Source organism: Burkholderia sola, assembly GCF_905400185.1.
GTDB lineage: Bacteria > Pseudomonadota > Gammaproteobacteria > Burkholderiales > Burkholderiaceae > Burkholderia > Burkholderia sola.
This window is the reverse complement of the sequence record NZ_FR989675.1, coordinates 2,141,537-2,165,368: the sequence shown is the minus strand read 5'-3', so window position 1 is coordinate 2,165,368 and position 23,832 is coordinate 2,141,537. Positions and strand designations below refer to the sequence as shown.

At 67.3% G+C, this 23,832-nt stretch carries 20 protein-coding genes and 3 tRNA genes; 11 read left to right on the top strand and 12 right to left on the bottom strand.

Features of this window, described 5'->3' with window-relative positions; translation table 11 throughout:
- Positions 1-9: 9 nt before the first annotated feature.
- A complete protein-coding gene (gene hpnD / locus KR541_RS09900; RefSeq protein ID WP_050013294.1) occupies positions 10-843 on the bottom strand; it encodes a presqualene diphosphate synthase HpnD in 834 nt (277 codons plus the stop codon).
- A gap of 249 nt (positions 844-1,092) precedes the next feature.
- On the opposite strand from hpnD, the gene KR541_RS09895 reads away from it, so the two are divergent.
- Positions 1,093-1,179, top strand: a tRNA-Leu gene (locus KR541_RS09895).
- A 148-nt stretch (positions 1,180-1,327) separates the two neighbouring features.
- On the opposite strand, the gene KR541_RS09890 is transcribed toward KR541_RS09895, so the two are convergent.
- From KR541_RS09890 to KR541_RS09865, 6 genes are all read right to left on the bottom strand, one after another.
- Positions 1,328-1,627: a hypothetical protein gene (locus KR541_RS09890; RefSeq protein ID WP_050013293.1), complete on the bottom strand. Its 300-nt coding sequence runs from the start codon at positions 1,625-1,627 to the stop codon at positions 1,328-1,330.
- 70 nt (positions 1,628-1,697) lie between these two features.
- Positions 1,698-1,928 carry a hypothetical protein gene (locus KR541_RS09885; protein WP_050013292.1) on the bottom strand — a complete coding sequence of 77 codons (231 nt, stop codon included), beginning with the start codon at positions 1,926-1,928 and terminating at the stop codon, positions 1,698-1,700.
- A 111-nt stretch (positions 1,929-2,039) separates the two neighbouring features.
- Complete coding sequence (locus KR541_RS09880; RefSeq protein WP_089488551.1) at positions 2,040-3,149, bottom strand: class II histone deacetylase; 1,110 nt, start codon at positions 3,147-3,149, stop codon at positions 2,040-2,042.
- A 14-nt stretch (positions 3,150-3,163) separates the two neighbouring features.
- A complete protein-coding gene (locus KR541_RS09875) occupies positions 3,164-4,366 on the bottom strand; it encodes an MFS transporter (RefSeq protein WP_050013290.1) in 1,203 nt (400 codons plus the stop codon).
- 21 nt (positions 4,367-4,387) lie between these two features.
- Complete coding sequence (locus KR541_RS09870) at positions 4,388-5,434, bottom strand: porin (protein WP_216089524.1); 1,047 nt, start codon at positions 5,432-5,434, stop codon at positions 4,388-4,390.
- Entirely contained in the window at positions 5,431-5,604 is a 174-nt protein-coding gene (locus tag KR541_RS09865; RefSeq protein ID WP_235356189.1) for a hypothetical protein, read from the bottom strand. The genes KR541_RS09870 and KR541_RS09865 overlap by 4 nt, the downstream gene beginning before the upstream one ends.
- Positions 5,605-5,736: 132 nt before the next feature.
- Between KR541_RS09865 and KR541_RS09860 the strand changes: the two genes are divergently transcribed.
- Positions 5,737-6,888 carry a helix-turn-helix transcriptional regulator gene (locus KR541_RS09860; RefSeq protein ID WP_124630788.1) on the top strand — a complete coding sequence of 384 codons (1,152 nt, stop codon included), beginning with the start codon at positions 5,737-5,739 and terminating at the stop codon, positions 6,886-6,888.
- 105 nt (positions 6,889-6,993) lie between these two features.
- Positions 6,994-7,992: a 2-dehydropantoate 2-reductase gene (locus KR541_RS09855; protein ID WP_050013286.1), complete on the top strand. Its 999-nt coding sequence runs from the start codon at positions 6,994-6,996 to the stop codon at positions 7,990-7,992.
- Positions 7,993-8,190: 198 nt separating this feature from the next.
- Here KR541_RS09855 and KR541_RS09850 read toward each other — a convergent pair whose 3' ends face one another.
- Together KR541_RS09850 and KR541_RS09845 are read right to left on the bottom strand one after the other, a co-directional pair.
- Positions 8,191-8,640: a MarR family winged helix-turn-helix transcriptional regulator gene (locus tag KR541_RS09850; protein ID WP_050013285.1), complete on the bottom strand. Its 450-nt coding sequence runs from the start codon at positions 8,638-8,640 to the stop codon at positions 8,191-8,193.
- A 62-nt stretch (positions 8,641-8,702) separates the two neighbouring features.
- On the bottom strand, positions 8,703-9,848 hold the full coding sequence (locus KR541_RS09845) for a glycerate kinase (RefSeq protein WP_124630786.1): 1,146 nt from the start codon (positions 9,846-9,848) through the stop codon (positions 8,703-8,705).
- Positions 9,849-10,240: 392 nt separating this feature from the next.
- On the opposite strand from KR541_RS09845, the gene tig reads away from it, so the two are divergent.
- From tig to KR541_RS09810, 7 genes are all read left to right on the top strand, one after another.
- Positions 10,241-11,587 carry a trigger factor gene (tig, locus tag KR541_RS09840; protein WP_050013283.1) on the top strand — a complete coding sequence of 449 codons (1,347 nt, stop codon included), beginning with the start codon at positions 10,241-10,243 and terminating at the stop codon, positions 11,585-11,587.
- A gap of 140 nt (positions 11,588-11,727) precedes the next feature.
- Positions 11,728-12,381, top strand: coding sequence for an ATP-dependent Clp endopeptidase proteolytic subunit ClpP (gene clpP, locus KR541_RS09835; protein WP_006496351.1), 654 nt, complete (start codon positions 11,728-11,730; stop codon positions 12,379-12,381).
- A gap of 164 nt (positions 12,382-12,545) precedes the next feature.
- A complete protein-coding gene (gene clpX / locus KR541_RS09830; RefSeq protein ID WP_006489345.1) occupies positions 12,546-13,817 on the top strand; it encodes an ATP-dependent Clp protease ATP-binding subunit ClpX in 1,272 nt (423 codons plus the stop codon).
- A gap of 197 nt (positions 13,818-14,014) precedes the next feature.
- Positions 14,015-16,438 (top strand): endopeptidase La, encoded by a 2,424-nt coding sequence (lon, locus tag KR541_RS09825; protein WP_050013282.1) that lies wholly within the window; start codon positions 14,015-14,017, stop codon positions 16,436-16,438.
- 207 nt (positions 16,439-16,645) lie between these two features.
- A tRNA-Val gene (locus KR541_RS09820) sits at positions 16,646-16,721 on the top strand.
- Positions 16,722-16,744: 23 nt separating this feature from the next.
- A tRNA-Asp gene (locus KR541_RS09815) sits at positions 16,745-16,821 on the top strand.
- Positions 16,822-17,030: 209 nt separating this feature from the next.
- Positions 17,031-18,968, top strand: coding sequence for a SurA N-terminal domain-containing protein (locus KR541_RS09810; protein WP_050013281.1), 1,938 nt, complete (start codon positions 17,031-17,033; stop codon positions 18,966-18,968).
- A 72-nt stretch (positions 18,969-19,040) separates the two neighbouring features.
- Here KR541_RS09810 and KR541_RS09805 read toward each other — a convergent pair whose 3' ends face one another.
- A complete protein-coding gene (locus tag KR541_RS09805) occupies positions 19,041-19,709 on the bottom strand; it encodes an arylesterase (RefSeq protein ID WP_050013280.1) in 669 nt (222 codons plus the stop codon).
- On the opposite strand from KR541_RS09805, the gene KR541_RS09800 reads away from it, so the two are divergent.
- The gene (locus KR541_RS09800; RefSeq protein WP_050013279.1) at positions 19,708-20,421 is read left to right on the top strand and encodes an ABC transporter ATP-binding protein; all 714 of its coding nucleotides are present in this window, start codon (positions 19,708-19,710) and stop codon (positions 20,419-20,421) included. The two genes, KR541_RS09805 and KR541_RS09800, sit on opposite strands and share 2 nt — an antisense overlap.
- Before the next feature lie 68 nt (positions 20,422-20,489).
- Here the strand turns inward: KR541_RS09800 and pgi are convergent, their stop codons facing one another.
- Both pgi and KR541_RS09790 read right to left on the bottom strand, forming a co-directional pair.
- Complete coding sequence (gene pgi, locus KR541_RS09795; protein WP_050013278.1) at positions 20,490-22,112, bottom strand: glucose-6-phosphate isomerase; 1,623 nt, start codon at positions 22,110-22,112, stop codon at positions 20,490-20,492.
- 111 nt (positions 22,113-22,223) lie between these two features.
- Entirely contained in the window at positions 22,224-23,786 is a 1,563-nt protein-coding gene (locus KR541_RS09790) for an NAD(P)H-hydrate dehydratase (protein ID WP_050013277.1), read from the bottom strand.
- Between the last annotated feature and the right edge of the window lie 46 nt (positions 23,787-23,832).

Sequence of the window (23,832 nt, the reverse complement as noted above, 5' to 3'; positions counted from 1 at the left end):
GCGCGCCGCTCAGCGGCGGCGTGCGGCGCGCCACGCGATCCACAGCTTGCGGATCGGCGTGAGCGCAATGCGCTGGTGCAGCACCTGGTAGCCGTCGCGCGCGATTTCGTCGAGCAGCGCCCCGGCCAGCGCGAGCTGCGCGCGCAGTGTGCGCTGCGCGCGACGTTCGGCGGCGGGAATCGCCGCATCGGCGGCCGCGAGCGCTTCGCGCGCGCGGGTCGTCTGGAATTGCAGCAATTCGGTGAAGGCCGGGCTGTAGCGGCGATTCAGCAGATCGGCCGCGGTCACGTTGTAGCGCTGGAGTTCGTCGATCGGCAAATAAATGCGGCCGTGGCGCGCGTCGTTGCCGAGCTCCTGCACGAATTGCGCGAGCATCAGCGCGCGGCCGACGTCCGCGGCCCACGGCTGCGGATCGGCCGGGTTCGGCGAACTGGCGCGCGCAACCAGCGACGCGAACGTGCCGCCGACCTGCGCGATATAGCGCTGCAGGTTCGCGAAATCGAGGTAGCGCGCCTGTTCGAGGTCCATCCCGTAACCGTTGACGAGCGTGCGCAATGCATCGGCTTCCGCGGCGATTGCCGGGTGATGCTGCGCGAGCGCCTTCGTGACCGGGTGCGACGGCTGCCCGTCGGCGAGTGCCGCGAGTTCCTTGTGCCACCACGCGAGCTTCGTGTGTCCGACGGTCGGATCGCTGGTTTCCTTGACGGTTTCCTCGAGTTCGCGGCGCAGCGCGAACAGCGCGGTCAGGCGCGGCTGCGTGGCGAGCGGCGCCTGGCGCAGCGCGTAGTAGACGCTGGAGCCGGCGGGGGCGGCCTTTTGCTGACAGTAGTCGTCGAAGTTCACGGGCGAAATCGGGTGGGGGCGGGTTCGGGGGACGCGCGGCGGCGCGCTGCCGAAACGTCGAGCGCGGCATTCTAGCACCGCGGCACGACGGGCGCCGACGGGGCGAGACAACGCCGAACGGATCGGGTAGAATCTCGCGCTCGCCTGATCGGGCGTGCCGGTTTTCGGGCCGGCGTGAGAAGTCCCGGGCAAGCCCCGGGCGCGTGGAGCACGCATCTTGCGTCCCGCGCGATCAGGCGACGGAAATACGCGTGAGTGGCGAAATTGGTAGACGCACCAGGTTTAGGTCCTGACGCCCGCAAGGGTGTGCCGGTTCGAGTCCGGCCTCACGCACCAGAAGTCGAACGTGCCCCGTCAGGGCACGTTCGCGAAAAAGCGCTGCCGGTCGGCTGACCGCAGCGCTTTTTTGTTGATGGCCGTCAGCCGGGAGGATGCCGTTTGCGCAGGCACGTTAAATCGGCGGCATGTAACATGGCAAAGCCTTTTATACACGCGGGCTGTTCAACCGGGGACCGTCGATGACCCACACCATACGCACGTCGATCGGCGTTCTGGCGCTGATGCTGGCCATGCCGGCTGTCGCGGCCACGCCTGCCGACAACGTGGCGTGGAGCGCCAGACCCGACGCGACCGTCAGGAAGCCGCTGGACTGCTCCGCTTCCACGTCGACTTCCTCGGGGTGGCGGATCGCGGGCGGTGCGCCTCCTTCCGCGGAATCCGTGCTGAAATCGGTTGGTACGGTGCTGGCTGTGTCCGCACTCAGTGTTGTATCGAAGGGCAGCATGCAACAGTCCGGGAACGCATGCCGGCCTGCAAATGGCTCGTAGATGAGCGCTTCGTCGTTTCCGCCGCACTTATTCCCAAAAGCTGCGGATCGCGACGGCCACGATCACCGGCACCGAGAACACCAGCGGAATCGCGAAATACTGCGCTTCGCGATCGACGATCCAGCTATAGATTACCCACGCCGCGCCGATCGCGAACGTGATGAGGCCGACCGTCACGGCGGCGATGTTCAGGGCCAGCTTCGACGGCTGGCGGCGCGTTTTGGCGTTGTCGTTGTTGTCGCGCGGGGACGATTTCATCGGAAGAGTGCGGCCTCGTGCCGGAACAGGGGTAAAGACACAGGAAACCCCATCCGCACCGATCGCGCAAGGGCCGGCACGGGCCGGCCCCGTCACGTTCGTTCCCGCGCGTTACAACCCGAACGACACGGCCAGTTCGTCGAGCAGTGCGCGCTGGAACGCGACGAACCGCTCGTCCGGCTGCTGCGCGATCGCGAGGTCGAGCATCGGATCGGCGACCTCGGTGCGAATGCCGGCCAGTTCCTCGACGATCGCGAGCCCGCAGAACGGCACGTACGCCTCCGAATAGCCGCCTTCGTGAACGATCACCAGTCGCCCGCCGCAATGGCGCTGCGCGGCTTCCTTCACCGCGAGGGTCATGAACCGGTAGCTGTCGGTATGCAGCTGCATGCGCGCGAGTGGATCGACCGCGCTCGCATCGAGGCCGCTCGCGACGACGATCAGCTCGGGGCGGAAGCGCACGAGCGCCGGCAGCACGATCCGCTCGAACGCATGGCGATACGCATCGTCGCCGCTGCCCGCGAGCAGCGGCACGTTCAGGTTCGCGCCGACGCCCGCGCCTTCGCCGCGATCGTCCGCACCGCTGTAGCCGGGCGGGAAGCAGCGGTCCTGGTGCAGCGAGATCGTCAGCGTATCGGGATCGTCGTAGTAGATCGACTGCGTGCCGTTGCCGTGATGCACGTCCCAGTCGATCACCGCGACGCGCTCGATGCCGTGCTTCGCGCGCGCGGCTTCGATCGCGATCGGGATGTTCGCGAGCAGGCAGAAGCCCATCGGGCGGTCGCGCAGGCAGTGATGGCCGGGCGGCCGCGACAGCGAGAACGCGTTCGCCGCGCGCTTGCCGACGACGGCGTCGACCGCCGCGATCGCGAGGCCGGCCGACAGCGCGGCGATCTCGTAGCTGCCCTTGCCGAACGGCGCGAGCTCGCCGAGGTCGCCGCCGTTCGCGTCGCTCAGCGCGCGGAACGCGTCGAGATAGTGCGCGGGATGAATGCGCAGCAGGTCGGCGGCCGTCGCGGGCTCGGCGCCGCGCAGGTCCAACTGCGCGGCGAGGCCCGATGCCTGCACGAGCGACAGGAAGCGGCGCTTCGAATCGGGCGATTCCGCGTAGCCCGCGCTCGATGGCGGCTGGACCCAGCCGCCGACCGGAAAGAACAGCGCGTGCGTGCCGCCGGTATGCCAGAAAGTGCGTTCGTCGGTGAAGAAGGCAGTGCGATTCATGGATGCGTGACCTGTCACGGTTGGGAGGAAACGGAAGAACGGCGATCGATGTGGCGCAGCGCGGCGAACGACACGATCGCGACGGCCGTCGCGGCCGCGAACAGCGCGCGCATCGTGCCGCCGGCGTCGAGCATCAGGCCCGCCAGCAGCGGGCCGGCGGCGAGCCCCGCGCCGATCACGAAATTGAGCGTCGCGACGAGGCGGCCCGACGTGTCGATCTGCGCGACGGTCGCGAGGATGAACGGCAGTACGAAGGTCCACGCGAACTTGAACACGAAGATCGCCGCGCTGTAGCCGCCGGTGTCACGTAGCGCGGCGAGCGCGACGAGCGACGCCGCGAGCAGCCCGTAACCGGCCGCCAGCATTGCGCGCCGCGCGAGCCGGCCGCCCGCGCACGACGCGAGCGCCGCGCCGGCGATCCCCATCACGCTCGCGATCGCGAGCACGTTGCCGGTCGACTGCGGATCGAGCCCGGCCTCGGCCGCCGCGCGGCTCGCGAACGTCCACACGCTGCCGATCGCGAGATAGAACGTCAGCACCGCGGCGATGGCGAGTACGACGAAGCGTCGCGGCGTTCGCGGTGCGTCGCTGCGCGCGGTGTGCGCGGATGCCGTCCGCATGCCGAGCGACGACGGAAAGCCGCGCGACAGCGGCGCCGCGAGCAGCGCGAGCGCGGCGAGCCCGACGTACAGCGCGCGCAGCCCGAATGCGGCGAACACGTGCGGCAGCACGAACAGGCCGATCGCGCCCGCGATCAGTTGGCCGACGACCCACAGGCCGTACACCCGGTCGCTGTTTTTGCTCGTCGCCGCGCTCGTCATGCAGAGCACCATCAGCGAGCCGCCGCCGAGCGCGGTGAAGGCGCGCAGCGCGAGCAGCGCGGCAAAGCCCGGCATCCAGAGCGCGGTCAGCAGGTTGCCCGCGCCGAACACCGCGATGGCGAACGCGGCGACGCGGCGCGCGTCGATGCGACCGAGCCACAGGTACGACGGCACGGTCGCGACGCTGAACGCGCCGAGTTCGACGAAGAAGTAGATGCCGATTTGCGACGCGGACAAACCGAGCTGCGTCGCCAGCCGACCGGCGACGGCGGGCGCCACGAGCAGCAGCAGCGGCGTGATGGCCGCGAACACGACGAGCGCGACGAGCGTCGCGCGCGCGAATGTCGATGCGCGGCCGTCGGGCGAGAGGGCGGCATCGGAGGACAAGGTTTTCATGGCGGGATCTCGTTGACGGAATCAGAACAGGTGGTACATGCCGACCATCGCGCCGAACTGCGACGCGCCGGCGAGCGGCGTCGGGTCGTATTCGTAGACGGTCTGCGAACTCTGGCCGCTGTTGCGCGCATAGCCGAGGTTCAGGTACGCGACGGTGCGTTTGGACAGCGCGTACGTGGTGCTCGCGATGAACAGCGTCGGATGGCCGATCGCCGGCGTGCGCGAATCGGTGTGGTAGACGCCCGCGTTCAGGCCGATTCCGTTCGATGTCAGGTAGCGCGCGCCACCCCAGACGATCGTGCGGGCCGCGTCGAGGTCGCCGGTCAGGCGCTCGACGCCCGCATACACGCTGAGCGGCAGCGTCGCGAATGCATAACGCGCGGCGAGCGTGCCGAGTTCGCGACGCCGCGCAGACGCGTCGGCCGCCGCCGATACGTCGCCGTGCGCCTGATGCAGCACCGCGCTGACCGACAGGCCGTTGCTCGTGTACTGGCCGCCGAGCTCGAGCACGCGTCCGGCGCGCGTATTGCCGGCGACGCCCGAGGTCGCGACGAGCGCCTCGACGTCGAAGCCGGCGAACGACGGCGACTGGTATTTGACCGAGTGGTCGATGAAGTTCGCGCTCATCGGCACGAGCACGCCCTGACCGCTGTACGACCCGTACCAGAGCGGGTCGTAGAACAGCGTCTTGTCGAACAGCACGCTGAACTGGCGGCCGAGCGTGACGGTGCCGACCGGCCCGGCGATCCCCACATATGCGCCGCGGAAGAACGCGTAGCCGGGCACGGTCGCGGTGCCGTCATTGAGGTTGAGGCCCTGTTCGAGCTTGAACAGCGCCCGCCACCCGCCGCCGAGATCCTCGTGGCCCTTGATCCCGAACTGCGAAGGCAGGATGCCGTAGTTCTGCAACCGCACGGCCGAACGATGCCCGTCGGCGTGCGTCAGATATTGCACGCCGGCGTCGAGCGCGCCGTACAGCGTGAGGGCGGACTGCGCGTGCGCGGCGGCGCCGCATGCGGCAAGCGCCGCGGCGGCCGCGGCCGTGCGGATGAAGCGGGGTGTCGTCACGTCGGGTTCTCCATACCGTCCTGCATCGGTTTGTCGTTGGTGTTGTCGCGACGCAGTGTCCGCAGCGGGAAAACGGCCGAACAGTCGTCCAGATGAACGGTGCGGAAAACCCGCGACGCACGGCGCAAAGGCCCCGCGATGCCGCCGCGCGCGTTGCTGCGCAGCAGCAACCGGCGGCGCACCGTTCAAATGGATGGGGCTGGCGAGCGTTCCGGCGCCCCGGCCCGCCAAAAAAGCCGCTCGCTATAATCGGCCGGTGTCGTTGCGCACATCAGCAGCCCGACCGGGCAGGGGAGCGGAAGGTGAGGATCACGACGGATATCGGGCAGGATCTCGACGCGCTGCGCGACGTGCCGGCCGCCATCGTGCTCGACGAATTCGCGTGGCCGCCGCGGCCGTCCCGTCGCGCCGATTTCGACGGCGTCACGCGTGGCGACGCAGCGCAGCGCGCACTCGGCCTGATGCTGCTCGACCTGTACGCGGTGGCCGCGCAGTCCGCCATCGGCGAATTCGAGTACCGGTTCTTTTCGCTGCTGCAGGCGCTCATGCCGTTCGATGCCGCGTGGACGGGCGTCGCGACCCATCTGCCGACCGGCCCGGTGATGCACAACAGCTTTTTGTACCGGTTGCCGCACGCGTTCTTCAGCGACTGGAAGCGCGTGCGCGATTGCGATCCGCTCGCGCACCGCACGTTGCACGGCGCACACGGCCGCGCGGTGCGGCTGTCGGTTGTCGAGCCGGGGCTCGATGCGCGGTTTCGCGACTGGTGCGTGAAATACGGGCTCGCGCAACTGATGTTCGTGTGTACGCTCGATCGCCGCTTCGGCCTGACGACGTTCGTGTCGATCTACCGTCAGGGCCTGAACCGGCCGTTCGGCGACGACGACGCGCGTCGTTTCGAGGAGGTCATTCCGCATCTCGCGGCCGCATTGACGATCAATCGCGCCGCGCAGCTCACGCGCGAACGCGAGCGCGCCGACACGGCCGCGCCGGCCGCGCGTGCGCTGTGCGACAACTTCGGGGTGCTGCACCACGCCGATCACGGTTTCGACGACGTGCTGCGCACGGAATGGCCGGACTGGGCCGGCGCGCGCGTGCCGGAGCCGCTCGTCGCGTACCTGCGGCGCCACTCGGGCCGGCCGTTCGTCGGCGACGCGCTGCGCATCCAGTGCGTGCCCGTCGCGGGGCTGTTCCAGATCGACGCGCGGCCGCGCTCGCTGCTCGACCGGCTGAGCCCGCGCGAACTCGCGGCGATCCGCTATTACGGCGCCGGGCGTTCGCACAAGGAAGTCGCGCAGCAGATGGCGATCTCGCCGACCACCGTGCGCCACTACCTGCGCTGCGCGTACCGCAAGCTCGGCATGCACGACAAGAGCCAGATCGCCGGCATGCTCGGCGCGACCGGCGGCGCGACCGACGATGAAGCTGTGGAAGCTGGCGGCGTGCCGCGCTGAAGCGCACGAACGTGTGCCGGGCGGCGCGCACTGCGTTGCCAGAATGGTTGTGCCCGCAACCATTGAGCGTTATGCTCGTCAGCTCCCAGGAGACGGAATGCCATCATGAAGGACACGAATTCGGGGTCGGTGCGCACGGCGGTGGTCGGCGTCGGCGCGATCGGCGGATTGCTCGCGGCCGCGTTGTCGAGAGCCGGCATGACCGTGAGCGCGTACGCACGCGGCGCGACGCTCGATGCACTGAATACGCACGGCGTGCGCGTGATCGACGAGGCGGGCGCAATCTCGTCGGTGCCGGTGCGCGCCAGCGACGATGCGGCCGCGCTCGGCGTGCAGGACTACGTGGTGATCGCGCTGAAGGCACAGGCGCTGCCGGCGCTGGCCGCGCGCATCGCGCCGCTGGTCGGGCCGGACACCGTGATCGTCGCGGCGATGAACGGGCTGCCGTGGTGGTTCACGCACGGGCTCGAAGGGGCAATCGACGGCGTGCCGCTCGATGCGGTCGACCCCGCCGGCGCGGTGTCGGCCGCGTTGCCGCCTGCACAGGCGATCGGCTGCGTCGTGCACCTGTCGTCGAGTACCGATGCGCCGGGTGTCGTGCGTCGCGGGCGCGGCAACCGGCTGATCGTCGGCACGCCCGATCCGCGGCTCGACATGCCCACCGCGCGGTTCGCCGACGCGCTCTCGGCCGGCGGTTTCGACGTCGAATCGACGCGCGCGATCCGGACCGAGATCTGGGCGAAGCTGTGGGGCAACATGAACATGAATCCGCTGAGCGCGCTGACCGGGTCGACGGCCGAGCAGTTGCTCGACGATCCGTTCACGCAGGATCTCGCGCTGCGGATGATGGAGGAGGCAGCCGCGATCGGCGCGAGGCTCGGCCTGTCCACCGGGATGAGCGGCCCCGAGCGGATCGCGGTTACGCGCAAGCTCGGCGCATTCAAGACGTCGATGCTGCAGGATTTCGAGGCGGGGCGCTCGCTGGAGATCGGGCCGATCCTCGGCGTGTTTCCGGAGCTCGGCCGCAAGCTTGGCGTGCCGACCCCGTACTGCGACGCGGTGCTCGGGTTGTTGCGCCAGCGCGCGGCGAACAGCGGGTTGTAGTGCGCACGGGGCGGCTGAATTCGCGGCCGCCGGCAACGCCGTCAACGCGACCACGCGCGCTTCGTGCGATGCCTGCCGCATGACGCAAAACGGGCCGCCCGGATCGCACGTGACGCGACCCGGGCGGCCTGTCTGATTCGTCGGATCAAACCTGCCGCCAGCGCTCGCCAATCCGGCGATGGCGGCCCGCCACGCGGCTCAGTCGTCGCGTTCGATCGCGTGCGTGACGACCTTGTCGAGCAGCCGCTCGAACGTCTGACGTTCGCTGTCGGACAGGCATGCGAGCAAGCCGTCGTTCCATTTGCGCACGATCGGCATGATCTTGCGATGCAGCGCGCGACCGTCGGTGGTCAGCGCGATCAGCACGATCCGGCCGTCTTCGTCGCTCGCGCTGCGCTCGAGCAGCCCCTGGCGCAGCAGCGCTTCCGCCGCGCGGCTCGCCTGGCTCTTGTCGAGATTGGTGTGGCGCGCGAGATCCATGATCGAGAACGGGCCGAATGCGCCGACGGCGGCGATCACGCGCGCCTCGGGCAGCGAGATGTCGAGCTTGTGCCGGTACACCTCGCCGATCCCGCGGTCGGAGCGCTTCGTGAGCGCATGGAGGCGATAGGTCAGAAACTGATCGAGCCCGGCTTGACGGCCTTTCATGTCGAATCCTGAAGAAAAAGGGCGGGCCCGATTGTTCCTGTATCGCGCGCTCGGGTCAACGGTCAGTGTGCACCGTACTTCAGGCGTGTCAACTGTTCCGCTTCGTTCGCGAGCAGATTGGCCGCGTCGCGGATCGCGACGTCGAGCGTGATCGGCCCGGGCGCCGGCGAAAAGCAGCCGGAGAAATGCTCGGACAGGCGCGGCAGCGCGGCCGGGTCGACCGCGCCCGACAGCAGCGACGCGCTTACGCCGGCAGCCCGCGCGTGCCGGCAAGCGATGAACGGCGCCTTGCCGTGCAGCGTCTGCACGTCGGAGCGGCCTTCGCCGGTGATCAGCCAGTCGGCGCCGGCCAGTGCGGCGTCGAGCCCGACCTGGCGCGCGACCACTTCGGCGCCGGGCTCGAAGCGTGCGCCGAGCATGTGCAGCGCGAAACCGAGGCCGCCCGCGGCGCCCGCACCCGGCAGATCGCGGCCGCGGCGGTCGAGCGCGGCTTCGAGCAGGTCGGCGAAGCGGGCGAGGGCCGCATCGAGGATCGCGACCTGGGCGGCCGTCACGCCCTTTTGCGGACCGAATACGGCGGTCGCGCCATGCGCGCCCGTCAGCGGGTTGTCGACGTCGGACATGCCGACGAATTCCGTTTCCTTCAGGCGCGGATCGAGCCCCGACGCGTCGATGTGCGCGATGTCGGCGAGCCGCGACGGCACCGGCTCGACCGACTGGCCGCCGGCGTCGAAGCATTGCAGGCCGAGGCCCGCGAGCAACCCGGCGCCCGCGTCGTTGGTGCTGCTGCCGCCGAGCGCGACGAAGAAGCGGCGCACGCCGTCGTCGAGCAGCGTGCGGATTGCGTCGCCCATCCCGCGCGTGCTGCGCGCGTCGACCGGCACGCTCATGCCGACCGGGTCGGTGATCCCGACGATCTCGGCCGTCTCGACGATCGCGGTGCGCGCATCGATCACGCCGACCGCCGCATCGCGCGCCGCCAGCGACGCACCGGCCACGCGCAGCGTGCGCCGCGTGCCGCCGCCTGCCAGCATCGCGTCGAGCGTGCCTTCGCCGCCATCGGCCATCGGGCAGCAGCGCACGACCGCGTCGGGCCGCGCGCGGCGGATGCCGGTGGCGATCGCGTCCGCGACCTGCTCGGCGGAAAGCGAGCCTTTGAACGAATCGGGCGCGATGACGACGACAGGCGCGGACGGGTGGTGCGGCATGGTGTCTCCGGAAGGCGTTATTGGTGTGAAGAATGAGCGGTCGGGCCACGAGAGTGGCTCACACGCTATCGGAGCTTACAGGATGGCGCGCGCGCGGTGGATACGCCGTTCGGCATAGCCGCGATCCGCGTGCATGGGCCGTGTAACGGGCCGTCGACGGCGCGGGACGCACGCGTGTCGCACCGATCTGGCCGTATGAGGAAAATTGTTTGCTAGAATACTCGATTCTTCCGGCCAAAGCCGTGCTCCGAGCCGCTTGCGCTAGCCATCCGGCGCGTGCAGGGATGGCGTGGCGCTCCGGCGCGGCGTGCGAGTGCGACGCACCGCATGCTGCAGGCAGGCACGGCAAGGAAAACCCGATTCGCTCGAATAATTTTAGGACGATTGAAGCCATGGCTAACGTTGTTGAGAACCTCGGCAAGCTTGAACGCCGTGTGACGATTTCTTTGCCGAAAGACACCGTGCAGAAGGAAATCGACGCCCGCATCCAGAAACTCGCGAAGACCGTGCGCATGCCGGGTTTCCGCCCGGGCAAGGTGCCGGTGAAGATGGTCGCCCAGCAATACGCGGGTCAGGTCGAAGCCGAAGTGCTGAGCGACAAGATCGGCCAGGAATTCTTCACGATCAGCCGCGCGGAAAACCTGCGCGTCGCCGGCCAGCCGAGCTTCGAGCCGAAGCAGGAGCAGGCTGAGAATGCCTACGCGTTCGACGCGACGTTCGAGGTCTACCCGGAAGTGAAGATCGGCGATCTGGCGACGGCTGAAGTCGAGCGCTCGACCACGTCGATCGGCGACGCCGAAATCGACCGCACGCTGGACATCCTGCGCAAGCAGCGCGTGCACTACCACGCACGCGGCGAAGCCGGCGAGCACGGCGACGGCGGCGACGACACCGCAGCGAAGAACGGCGACCGCGTGACGGTCGACTTCGTCGGCAAGATCGACGACGTCGCGTTCCCGGGCGGCACGGCCGAAGATTTCCCGTTCGTGCTCGGCGAAGGCCGCATGCTGCCGGAATTCGAAACGGCGGCGCTCGGCCTGAAGGTCGGCGAACAGCGTACGTTCGACCTCAAGTTCCCGGACGACTACCACGGCAAGGACGTCGCCGGCAAAACGGCGCAGTTCACGGTCACGATGAAGAAGATCGAATGGCCGCACCTGCCGGAAATCGACGCGGAATTCGCGAAGTCGCTCGGTATCGAAGACGGCGACCTCACGAAGATGCGCGCCGAGATCAAGGAAAACCTCGAGCGCGAAGCGAAGCGTCGCACGCAGTCGATCGTCAAGAACCAGGTGATGGACGCGCTGCTGAAGATTTCCGAACTCGACGTGCCGAAGGCGCTGATCGAGCAGGACCAGCAACGTCTCGTCGAAATGGCTCGCCAGGATCTGGCGCAGCGCGGCGTGCCGAACGCGAAGGACGCGCCGATCCCGGCCGAAATGTTCGTCGAGCAGGCCGAGCGCCGCGTGAAGCTGGGCCTCGTGCTGGCCGAGCTGGTGAAGGCGAACGGCCTCGAAGCGAAGCCGGAACAGATCCGCGCGGAAGTCGACGAGTTCGCGAAGAGCTACGAAGACCCGAAGGAAGTGGTCCGCTGGTATTATTCCAACCAGCAGCGCCTCGCCGAGATGGAAGCGTTCGTCGTTGAAAGCAACGTCGTCGATTTCGTGCTGGGCAAGGCAAAGGTGACGGACAAGGAAGTGAGCTTCGAGGCACTCGCGAGCGCATCGGCGCAAGCGTAAGTGTTGCTCTAGCGGCGTGCCGGCTGTCGGAGCGACGGCCCGCACGCCGTTTTTACGTCAAGCGCACGGTTGCCATTAATATGGCGATTGGGCGGGCGGCTTCCTTCCGTTCAATTTTCCATTCGAACAAGGTTCATTGAATGATCACTCGCGCTGAATTGCTGGACATGCTTGCTTCGAACGCGCCGCAGGGTTTCGAGGCGCAAGCGCTGGGGCTGGTGCCGATCGTCGTCGAAACGAGCGGCCGCGGCGAGCGTTCGTACGATATCTATTCGCGTCTCCTGAAGGAGCGCCTGGTGTTCATGGTCGGCGAAGTGAACGACCAGACCGCCAACCTCGTGGTCGCGCAATTGCTGTTCCTCGAGAGCGAGAATCCCGACAAGGACATCAGCCTCTACATCAACAGCCCGGGCGGCTCGGTGTCGGCCGGGATGGCGATCTACGACACGATGCAGTTCATCAAGCCGGACGTGTCGACCCTGTGCATGGGCCTCGCGGCCAGCATGGGTGCGTTCCTGCTCGCGTCGGGCGCGAAGGGCAAGCGCTTTGCTCTGCCGAACTCGCGCGTGATGATTCACCAGCCGCTCGGCGGCGCGCGCGGCCAGGCATCCGACATCGAGATCCAGGCACGCGAGATCCTGTACCTGAAGGAACGGTTGAACAACCTGCTCGCGCAGCACACGGGCCAGGACGTCGAGCGCATCGCGCGCGACACCGACCGTGATAACTTCATGTCGAGCGAGGACGCGAAGGCGTACGGGCTGATCGATCAGGTGCTGCTGAAGCGCCCGTGAGCTTAAACGGGGTGCCGCCCCGATTCGGGCCGGCGCCCTCAAACGTCCCGAGTGCCCTGAGCATCTGCGGCAAGCGCATCCAGCCGGCTCCGGTCGCGCCCTAGGCGCGGCGTCCGGAGCAATCGGCGTATCATGTCATTTACCTGTCCGGAGGCTCTACATTCATGGCGGACAAAAAAGGTTCGAACAGCGAGAAGCTGTTGTATTGCTCGTTTTGCGGGAAAAGCCAGCATGAGGTGAAAAAACTCATCGCGGGCCCGTCGGTGTTCATCTGCGATGAATGTATCGACCTCTGCAACGAAATCATTCGCGACGAGGCGGCTGCCGCCGGCGTCGAGGCCAGCCTGTCCCGGTCCGATCTGCCGAGCCCGCAGGAAATTCGCGACATCCTCGATCAGTACGTGATCGGCCAGGAGCGCGCGAAGAAGATCCTCGCGGTGGCCGTGTACAACCACTACAAGCGCCTGAAGCATCTCGACAAGAAGGACGACGTCGAGTTGTCGAAGAGCAACATCCTGCTGATCGGCCCGACGGGCTCCGGCAAGACGCTGCTCGCGCAGACGCTCGCGCGGTTGCTCAACGTGCCATTCGTGATCGCCGACGCGACGACGCTGACCGAAGCCGGCTACGTCGGCGAGGACGTCGAGAACATCATCCAGAAGCTGTTGCAGAACTGCAACTACGAGGTCGACAAGGCCCAGCGCGGGATCGTCTACATCGACGAAATCGACAAGATCAGCCGCAAATCGGACAACCCGTCGATCACGCGCGACGTGTCGGGCGAGGGCGTCCAGCAGGCGCTGCTGAAGCTCGTCGAGGGCACGATGGCGTCGGTGCCGCCGCAGGGCGGCCGCAAGCACCCGAACCAGGATTTCATCCAGGTCGACACGACCAACATCCTGTTCATTTGCGGCGGCGCGTTCGACGGTCTCGAAAAGGTGATCACCGATCGGACCGAGAAAACCGGTATCGGCTTCGGCGCGACGGTCAAGAGCAAGCAGGAACGCGACGCGGGCGAGGTGCTGCGCGAAACGGAACCGGAAGACCTGATCAAATTCGGTCTGATCCCCGAATTGATCGGCCGCCTGCCGGTGGTCGCGACGCTCGGCAAGCTCGACGAAGCCGCGCTGATGAAGATCCTGGTCGAGCCGAAGAATGCGCTCGTCAAGCAGTATCACAAGCTGTTCGCAATGGAGCGCGTCGAGCTGGAAATCCGGCCGGGCGCGTTGCAGGCGGTCGCCCGCAAGGCGATCCGCCGCAAGACCGGCGCGCGCGGTTTGCGTTCGATCATCGAACAGGCGTTGCTCGACGTGATGTACGAGCTGCCGACGATGAAAGGGGTCAGCAAGGTCATCATCGACGAGAATGTCATCGATGGGGACGGCAAGCCCTTGCTGATCTACGAGGACACGCCGAAGGTGGCGGGTTCGAACTGACCGGCTTGCCGACGATGTTCAGCGAAAAAGGCCGTTCATGAGTCCGTGGGCGGCTTTTTTTCGTTTATCTTGTGGGTAACTCTGACTCGACACGCGGTGGTTACTTTCTTACCGAATATTTCCCGCACTTGAAGGCTTGCAATTCGTTGTGGCGGCCTCAATTACCGAACAATTGATTCCACTCATGGGGAAATGAAATGTCAGGCACCCAACTTCTCCCGCCGGAACGCATCACGCTCCCGCTGCTGCCGCTGCGGGACGTCGTCGTTTTCCCGCACATGGTCATTCCGCTCTTCGTGGGCCGGCCGAAATCGATCAAGGCCCTCGAAGCAGCGATGGAAGGCGGCAAGCACATCATGCTCGTCGCCCAGAAAACCGCGGCCAAGGACGAACCGACCGAAAAGGACATGTACGAGGTCGGTTGTATCGCCAACATTCTGCAGATGCTGAAGCTGCCGGACGGCACCGTGAAGGTGCTCGTCGAGGGCCTGCAGCGCGCGAAGGCGTTGTCCATCGAAGAACAGGAGACGCAGTTCTCCTGCGAAGTGATGCCGCTCGAGCCCGATCATGCCGATAGCGCCGAGACGGAAGCGCTGCGTCGCGCGATCGTGTCGCAGTTCGACCAGTACGTGAAGCTGAACAAGAAGATCCCGCCGGAGATTCTCACGTCGCTGTCGGGCATCGACGAAGCCGGCCGTCTCGCCGACATGATCGCCGAGCGCCTGCCGCTGAAGCTCGACCAGAAGCAGCACATCCTCGAGATGTTCCCGGTCATCGAGCGCCTCGAGCATCTGCTCGCGCAGCTCGAAGCCGAGATCGACATCCTGCAGGTCGAAAAGCGCATCCGCGGGCGCGTGAAGCGCCAGATGGAAAAGAGCCAGCGCGAGTACTACCTGAACGAACAGGTCAAGGCGATCCAGAAGGAACTGGGCGAGGGCGAGGAAGGTGCGGATCTCGAGGAGCTCGAGAAGCGCATCAACGCCGCGCGCATGCCGAAGGAAGCCAAGAAGAAGGCTGACGCCGAGCTGAAGAAGCTGAAGCTGATGTCGCCGATGTCGGCGGAAGCGACCGTCGTGCGCAACTACATCGACACGCTGATCGGCCTGCCGTGGCGCAAGAAGAGCAAGGTCAACAACGACCTGTCGAACGCCGAGCAGGTGCTCGACGAGGATCACTTCGGCCTCGAGAAGGTCAAGGAACGGATCCTCGAGTATCTCGCGGTGCAACAGCGCGTGGACAAGGTCAAGGCGCCGATCCTGTGCCTCGTCGGGCCCCCGGGCGTCGGCAAGACCTCGCTCGGCCAGTCGATCGCTCGCGCGACGAACCGCAAGTTCGTCCGGATGGCGCTCGGCGGCGTGCGTGACGAAGCCGAGATCCGCGGCCACCGCCGTACGTACATCGGTTCGATGCCGGGCAAGATCCTGCAAAGCCTCGCGAAGGTCGGCGTGCGCAATCCGCTCTTCCTGCTCGACGAAGTCGACAAGATGGGCATGGATTTCCGCGGCGATCCGTCGTCGGCGCTGCTTGAAGTGCTCGATCCGGAACAGAACCACACGTTCGCCGACCACTACATCGAAGTCGACTTCGATCTTTCGGACGTGATGTTCGTCGCGACGTCGAACTCGCTGAACATCCCGCCGCCGCTGCTCGACCGGATGGAAGTGATCCGTCTGTCGGGCTACACGGAAGACGAGAAGGTCAGCATCGCGCAGCGTTACCTGCTGCCGAAGCAGAAAAAGAACAACGGGCTGAAGGAAGGCGAGATCGAGGTCACCGAGCAGGCGATTCGCGACATCATCCGCTACTACACGCGCGAAGCCGGTGTGCGTTCGCTCGAGCGGGAAGTGTCGAAGATCTGCCGCAAGGTCGTGAAGATGCTGCTGCTGAAGAAGGCGTCGGGCGCGATCAAGGTCGATGGCGAGAATCTGGATACGTTTCTCGGCGTGCGCAAGTACGACTTCGGCCTCGCGGCGAAGGAAAACCAGGTCGGTCAGGTGACGGGGCTCGCGTGGACGGAAGTCGGCGGCGATCTGCTGACGATCGAAGCCGCGGTGATGCCGGGCAAGGGCAACGTGATTCGTACGGGCTCGCTCGGCGACGTGATGAAGGAGTCGGTCGAGGCTGCGCGTTCGGTCGTGCGCTCGCGTTCGCGTCGTCTCGGTATCAAGGACGAAGCGTTCGAGAAGCAGGACATCCACATCCACGTGCCGGAAGGCGCGACGCCGAAGGACGGTCCGTCCGCTGGCGGTGCGATGACGACCGCGCTGGTGTCGGTGCTGACGGGTATTCCCGTGCGGGCCGACGTCGCGATGACGGGCGAAATCACGTTGCGTGGCGAAGTGCTGCCGATCGGCGGGCTGAAGGAAAAGTTGCTGGCGGCGCATCGCGGCGGCATCAAGCTCGTGCTGATCCCGGAAGAGAACGTGAAGGATCTCGCGGACATTCCGGACAACGTGAAGAACGCGATCGAGATTGTGCCGGTTCGCTGGATCGACAAGGTGCTGGAGCTCGCGCTCGAGCGTTCGCCGACGCCGCTGCCGCCGGAAGAAGAGGCGAAGGCTGCGGCGCCGGTCGGCGAGGCGGCGAAGGATGCCGGCTCGACGGAAGTCGTCAAGCACTGAGGCGCTGAACACCGTCGTTGCCGACGGTCGTTCCCGAAAACCCGCGGCGGTGTCCGCGGGTTTTTTTACGCGCATCGGAATCATGCGAGCGCGTTCGTAAAAAATTCGCGCGCCAGGCTTGGCAAAATGATCGGGGATGAATTAAACTTGCGGGCTCGCTGATTGTTGATGCGCAAACGCAGATCGCAGTCAGAACGAATCGGAAACGGGTGCTTAGCTCAGCTGGTAGAGCGGCGCCCTTACAAGGCGTAGGTCGGGGGTTCGAACCCCTCAGCACCCACCAGTTTCACGATTCAGCCAGACCAAGGAGCGGTAGTTCAGTCGGTTAGAATACCGGCCTGTCACGCCGGGGGTCGCGGGTTCGAGTCCCGTCCGCTCCGCCAAACAAACAACAATGCCCGCCTTGTGCGGGCATTGTTGTTTGTGCGTTCGGTTTGCGCCCGCTTGCGAGCGCGTGACTGCGGAGTGGCGAAAAGTCGCCTGTGAGGCTTCCGGATTCCGGTTCCGTTCGCGCACAGCATTTGCCTGCTTTTTTCCCGTCCCACCCCGTATGTTGTAATATCGGTCGTTTTGTCCAATTTTTCCGTCACGCATGCTCGATTTCTTCCGTAATCACCAGCGCCTGATGATGGCGCTCCTGCTCCTGATCGTGTTGCCGGGGCTGGGTTTCGTCGGGATCCAAGGCTTCCGCGGCTTCTTCGACGACAGTGCGAACGTCGCGGCGGTCAACGGGCACAAGATCACGCGGGTCGAATTCGACGGCGCGTTCCGCCAGCAGATCGACCAGGCGCGCCAGGCGCTCGGTGGGCAGTTCGACATCAAGATGTTCGACACGCCCGAGCATCGCAAGCAGGTGCTCGACGGCCTGATCCAGCAACGCGTGCTGGCCGACGAGACGCAGCGTCTGCACCTGACCGCGTCCGACAACGCGGTGCGCGACGCGCTGATGAGCGACCCGATGATCGCGTCGCTGAAGAAGCCCGACGGCACGATCGACGTCGAACGCTATGCGCAACTGCTGTCATTCCAGGGGATGACGCCCGAGCAGTATCAGGAGCGCGTGCGTTACAGCCTGTCGCTGCAACAGATTCCGGCCAGCATCGTGTCGAGCGCGTTCACGCCGAAGAGCCTCGCGCAACGCCTGTCCGAACTCGCCGCGCAGCAGCGTGAAGTGCAGGCGCTCGTGCTGAAGACGAGCGACTTCGCAGCGAAGGTCCAGCCGACCGACGCGCAGCTCACCGCGTACTACGACGCGCACAAGCAGAGCTTCGCGACGCCGGAAACCGCGACGATCCAGTACCTCGTCTATTCGCCGGCCGCGGCGGCCGCGAGCGCGCAGCCGACCGAAGCGGACATCAAGAAGTTCTACGACGACAACCCGACGCACTTCCGTACCGAAGCGCAGGTGCGCGTGAGCCACATCTTCATCGCCGCGCCGGGCAGCGCCAGCGCGGCCGACAAGGCGGCCGCGAAAGCGAAGGCCGAGCAACTGCTCGCCGACGTGAAAGCGCATCCCGATCAATTTGCGCAGATCGCGCAGAAGAACTCGCAGGACGCGCCGTCGGCGGCGAAGGGCGGCGACCTCGGCTTCATCACGCGCGGTTCGACCGCGGGCGGCAAGGCGTTCGACGATGCCGCGTTCTCGCTCAAGCAGGGCGACGTGAGCGGTCTCGTGCAGTCGGATCTCGGTTTCCACATCCTGAAGGCGACCGAAGTGAAGCCGGCCGTCGTCAAGCCGTTCGCGGAAGTGAAGGACCAGATCGCGATCGACCTGAAGCAGCAGTACGCAGCGAAGGCGTTCTCGGACAATGCGGAAGGTTTCACGTCGACCGTCTACGAAAAGGCGAAGACGCTGCAGCCGGCCGCGGACAAGTACAAGCTGACGATCCAGACGGCCACCGTCACGCCGACGCCGAATCCGCAGTTGCCGCCGACGAGCCCGCTGAACAATCCGAAGTTTCTGGCCGCCGTGTTCGCGAACGACGCGGTGAAGAACCAGAACAACACGCAGGCGATCGACGTCGGCAACAACACGCTGATCTCGGCGCGCGTGACCGAGCACAAGCCGGCTGCGGTGCCCGCGCTCGACGCGATCAAGGACGTCGTGCGCCAGAAGGTCATCGCCGAGCAGGCCGCGGAACTCGCGAAGAAGGACGGTGCGGCGAAGCTGGCCGAATTGCAGAAGTCGAAGTCGGCCGACGGCTTTACGGCCGCGCAGAAGGTGTCGCGCACGCAGTCGCAGGGCCTGACGCCGGCTGCGCTGAGCGCCGTCTACAAGGTCGATGCGAAGACGCTGCCGGCTTACGTCGGTGTCGACCTCGGTGCGGACGGCTATGCGATCTACCGCGTGAACGCGGTGATCCCCGGTTCCGCGGTCGATCCGCAGCAACTGGCCGCCGCGCAGCAGCAGATGGCGCAGGTCGACGCGCAAAGCGAAGGCGAAGCGTACCTCGCCGCGCTGCGCGATCGCTCGAAGGTGAAGCTGTACGGCAGCACGACGGCCAGCCAGCAGCAGGACGGCGACAACTGAGCATCGTTTCGCCCGCAACCATCGAAAAGCCCCGCTCGAAGCGGGGCTTTTTGTTTTCCGGTGCAGCCGCGGTCAGCCGTGCGGCTTGCCGAGCAGCGGCTTCAGCGCCGGCCATACGTTGTCGAGCAGGATGCCCTGGGCCTGCCGTGCCGGGTGCATCTGGTCGGCCTGGAACATCTCGGGCTTGTTCTCGATGCCGGCCAACAGGAACGGCACGAGCGGCACGGCGAGATCCTTCGACAGCCGCGTATAGAGCGCATGGAACTTCTGCGTGTAGTCGGGGCCGTAATTGGGCGGCACGTACATGCCGACCAGCACGACCTTTGCCTGCGCACGTCGCGCGCCGGCGATGATATCGCGCAGGTTCTGTTCGGTCGTCGCGAGCGGCACGCCGCGCAGCGCATCGTTCGAACCGAGTTCGACGACGACGATCGACGGCTTGAGCCGCTGCAGCACCGCGGGCAGCCGCGCACGGCCGCCGCTCGTGGTGTCGCCGCTGACGCTGGCGTTCGCGACGCTATAATCGATTCGCTCGGTCGCGAGCCGTTGCCGCAGCAACGCCACCCAGCCGGTGTCGCGCGGCAATCCGTATTCGGCCGACAGGCTGTCGCCGAGCACGACGATCACGGGCGGGCTCGATGCCGGCGCCGTCGCAGCGCGTACGGGCACGGTGACGGCCAGCAGGGTGCCCAGCAGCGCGGCGGTCGCCGCGCGTCTTTTCCAGCGAAATGTCGTGTCCATGTTCAAGATTACCGATCCGATCATCGAAGTCCATGACGTGTGCAAGCGGGTTGCCGATGCAACGGGCGAGCTGACGATCCTCGACGGCATCACGCTCGCCGTGCAGCCGGGCAGCAGCCTCGCGATCGTCGGCGCGTCGGGGTCGGGCAAATCGACGCTGCTCGGCTTGCTCGCAGGGTTGGACAGCGCGACGAGCGGCACGGTTCGCCTGCTCGGCCGCGTGCTCGACCAGCTCGACGAGGACGAGCGCGCGGCATTGCGTAACGGCGCGGTCGGTTTCGTGTTCCAGTCGTTCCAGCTGATGCCGCACCTGACGGCGCTCGAGAACGTGATGCTGCCGCTCGAACTGCAGGGCGGCATCAGCGCGCGCGATGCGGCCGACCGCGCCCGGGCGCTGCTCGTGCAGGTCGGCCTCGGCGAACGCACCGCGCATTATCCGAAGCTGCTGTCGGGCGGCGAACAGCAGCGCGTCGCGCTCGCACGCGCGTTCGTCACGCGGCCGGCGATCCTGTTCGCCGACGAGCCGACCGGCAGCCTCGACGCGGCCACCGGCCACGCGGTCATCGACCTGATGTTCGAACTGAACCGCATGCACGGCGCGACGCTCGTGCTCGTCACGCACGATGCCGAACTCGCGCGCCGCTGCGCGACGACGGTCACCATCGACGCGGGGCGCATCGTCGCGCCGCACGCGGCATCGCGCAACGCGTGAATGTTCGTGCCGGCCGCGCGGCGTGAAGCGCGCGGCCGGCACGGGCATGACGCCGTCGCGTCAGTGCTTCAACGCTTGAGCGCCGCGCGGGCGCGCTCGATCAGCGCGGTGGTCGACGAGTCGTGCTTCGCCGGATCGACCGAGTCGGCCGACAGATCGGCCTCGACGACCTTGCCCAGAATCTTGCCGAGCTCGACGCCCCACTGGTCGAACGGATTGATGTCCCACACCGTCGCCTGCACGAGCACCTTGTGCTCGTAAAGCGCGATCAGCGCGCCGAGCGTGCGCGGCGTCAACGCATCGACGAGCAGCGTCGTGGTCGGGCGGTTGCCGGGGAACGTCAGGTGCGGCGCGAGCGCCTCCTTGCCCGGCCCGGCGATCTTGCGCGCTTCTTCCAGCGTGCGGCCGAGCATCAGCGCCTCGCTCTGCGCGAAGCAGTTCGCGAGCAGCTTCGGATGATGGCTCGCGAGCGGATGCTCGGGCGTCAGCACCGCGATGAAGTCGATCGGCACGATCGTTGGCCCCTGGTGCAGCATCTGGAAGAACGCATGCTGGCCGTTGGTGCCCGGCTCGCCCCACGTGACGGCCGACGTCGGGTAGTCGACGAAGGCGCCGTCCAGGCGCGCGGATTTGCCGTTGCTTTCCATCTCGAGCTGCTGCAGGTACGACGGCAGGTAGTGCAGCGCTTCCGAGTACGGTGCGACGAGATAGCTCTGCGAGCCGAAGAAATTCCGGTACCAGATGCCGATCAGGCCGAGCAGCACCGGCAAATTGCGCTCGAGCGGCGCTTCGCGGAAGTGGCGGTCCATGTCGTTCGCGCCGGCCAGCAGTTCGTCGAACTGTTCGGGGCCGACCGCGATCATGATCGACAGGCCGACCGCCGACCACAGCGAATAGCGGCCGCCGACCCAGTCCCACATTTCGAACACGTTGTCCGCCGCGATGCCGAACTTCACGACTTCGGCCGGGTTCGCCGACACGCCGACGAAGTGCTTCGCGAGCGCGTCTTCGGGGCAGCCGCGCGCGACGAACCAGTCGCGCAGCGAGCGTGCGTTCGTCATCGTCTCGAGCGTCGTGAACGTCTTCGACACGATGATCGCGAGCGTTTCCTCGGGATCGACCTGTTCGAGCACGCGCGCGAGATCGGCGCCGTCGACGTTCGACACGAAGTGGGTCGAGATCTCGCGCGTCGCGACGTGGTGCAGCGCATGCACGACCATCTTCGGGCCCAGATCGGAGCCGCCGATGCCGATGTTGATCACGTGGCGGATGCGCTTGCCCGTATAGCCCGTCCACGTACCGCTGCGCACGGCGCGCGCGAACGTCGCCATCTTCGCGCGCTCGGCGCTCACCTGCGCGTGGAACGGCGCCTGCGGATCGGTCGCGCGCAGTGCGGTGTGCAGCGCCGCGCGGCCTTCGGTCGGGTTGACGACCTCGCCCGCGAACATCGCGTCGCGGCGCGCTTCGACGCCGGCGTCGCGCGCGAGCTGCACGAGCAGGCGCAGCGTTTCGTCGTCGATGCGGTTCTTCGAGAAATCGGCCGCGAGACCGCCGCCCGGAATCGTGAAGCGTTCGGCGCGGGTCGGCGCGCGATCGTTTTCCGGCGCGAACCAGTCGCGCAGCCGCGCGTGGCGGATCTGTTCGAAGTGGGATTGAAGGGCAGTCCAGGCGGGGAGCGATTTCAGCGTCATGGCGGTTCGAGTGAAGCGTGAATCGGGAGGAATGCCGCGCCGGCTCATCGTGATCGGAAAGCCGGCGGACGAGAAGGCCCGCCGTGCGGCGGGGCAGTCAGTATAGCGGCGTTACGTGTCGGCGCGCGGCGACGGATAAAAAAGGCGATTGATCAGCGTGCGCACCATCGGCGCGAGCTCGCCGGCGGTGAGCCCGGCCGGGCCGGTGCCGGTCGCGGTCAGCGTGTCGGCCGCGAGGCCGTGCAGGTAGACGCCGGCCAGCGCGGCTTCGTAAGGTGCGACCCGCTGCGCGAGCAGCGCGCCGATCAGGCCGCCGAGCACGTCGCCGGTGCCGCCGGTGGCGAGCGCCGCGTTGCCGGTCGGGTTGATCGTCACGCGGCCGTCGGGCGCCGCAATCACCGTACCCGAGCCTTTCAGCACGACGATGGCCGCGTAACGCGCGGCGAGCGCCTGCGCGGCCGCGACGCGATCGCGCTGCACGGCGGCCGTGTCGCCGCCGAGCAGGCGCGCGGCTTCGAGCGGATGCGGCGTCAGCACGCACGGATTGCCGCGTGCGCCACGCGCGGCGACGGCGGTCGCGAGGTCCGCGTGCGTCGCGACGAGGTTCAGCGCGTCGGCATCGAGCAGCGTCGCCGTGTCGTGCGCGAGCACGTCGCGCACGAGCGTCGCCGCGGCTTCGCGCGTGCCGAGCCCGCAACCGGCCGCGATCGCGGTCATCGCGCCGGGGTCGAGCGTGTCGGCCGGATGCAGCATCAGTTCGGGGAACGGCGGGTCGTACGGCGGCGCGCCCGCGCCGAGGAAGCCGACGTGCACCTTGCCGGCGCCCGCGAACAGAGCGGCGCGCGCGGCGAGGATCGGCGCGCCGCACATGCCGGTGTCGCCGCCGAGCACCGCGAGGCTGCCGTACGTGCCCTTGTGGGACGCGAACGCGCGCGCGGGCAGCGCCGCGGCGAACCGCGCGGGCGCGTTCAGCACGATGGCCGGCGCGGCGGGCGGCGCGACGTCGAGCGACGCGACGTGGATTTCGCCGGCGAGATCGCGGCCGTCGCCCGTGTAGAGGCCGGGCTTCGCGCCGATGAAGGTGAGCGTCTGCGTGGCCGCCACGGCGACGCCCGCGCCGACGATGCGGCCCGTGTCGCTGTCGAGCCCGCTGGGCACGTCGAGCGCGAGCACGCGGCCGCCGCCGCGCGCATGGGTGGCGATGCGTGCTGCCTGCTCGGCGAACGCGCCATCGAGCGCGCGGCCGAGACCGATGCCGAACAGCCCGTCGACGACCCACGCATAGCCCTCCAGCGACGCGGGCGGGGTGGCCGACAGCGGCACGCCGGCCGAGCGTGCGAGACCGAGCGCCCATTGCGCGTCGTCCGGCTTGACCGGCACCGGCATCCACGCATGCGTCGCGACGCCGAGCTGCTGGAGTTGCGCGGCGGCCACCAGCGCGTCGCCGCCGTTGTTGCCGGGGCCGACCGCGAACCAGACGGGGCGATCGTCGCCGGCGACCCGCTCGGACAGCCAGCGCGCGGCGGCCGCGCCGGCGCGGCCCATCAGCGTGTGCGGCGGCAGCGCGGCGGCGGCGTCGGCTTCGGCCGCGCGCAGGTCGGCGACGCGCAGCAGCGCGATCGGATCGGAATCGGGGAACGGGGGGCGAACGGGGGGAGCGGGGGTAACGGTCATCGCGGGATCGTGGCGGCTGGCAAGGATGCCGCCACGGGCCGGCCCG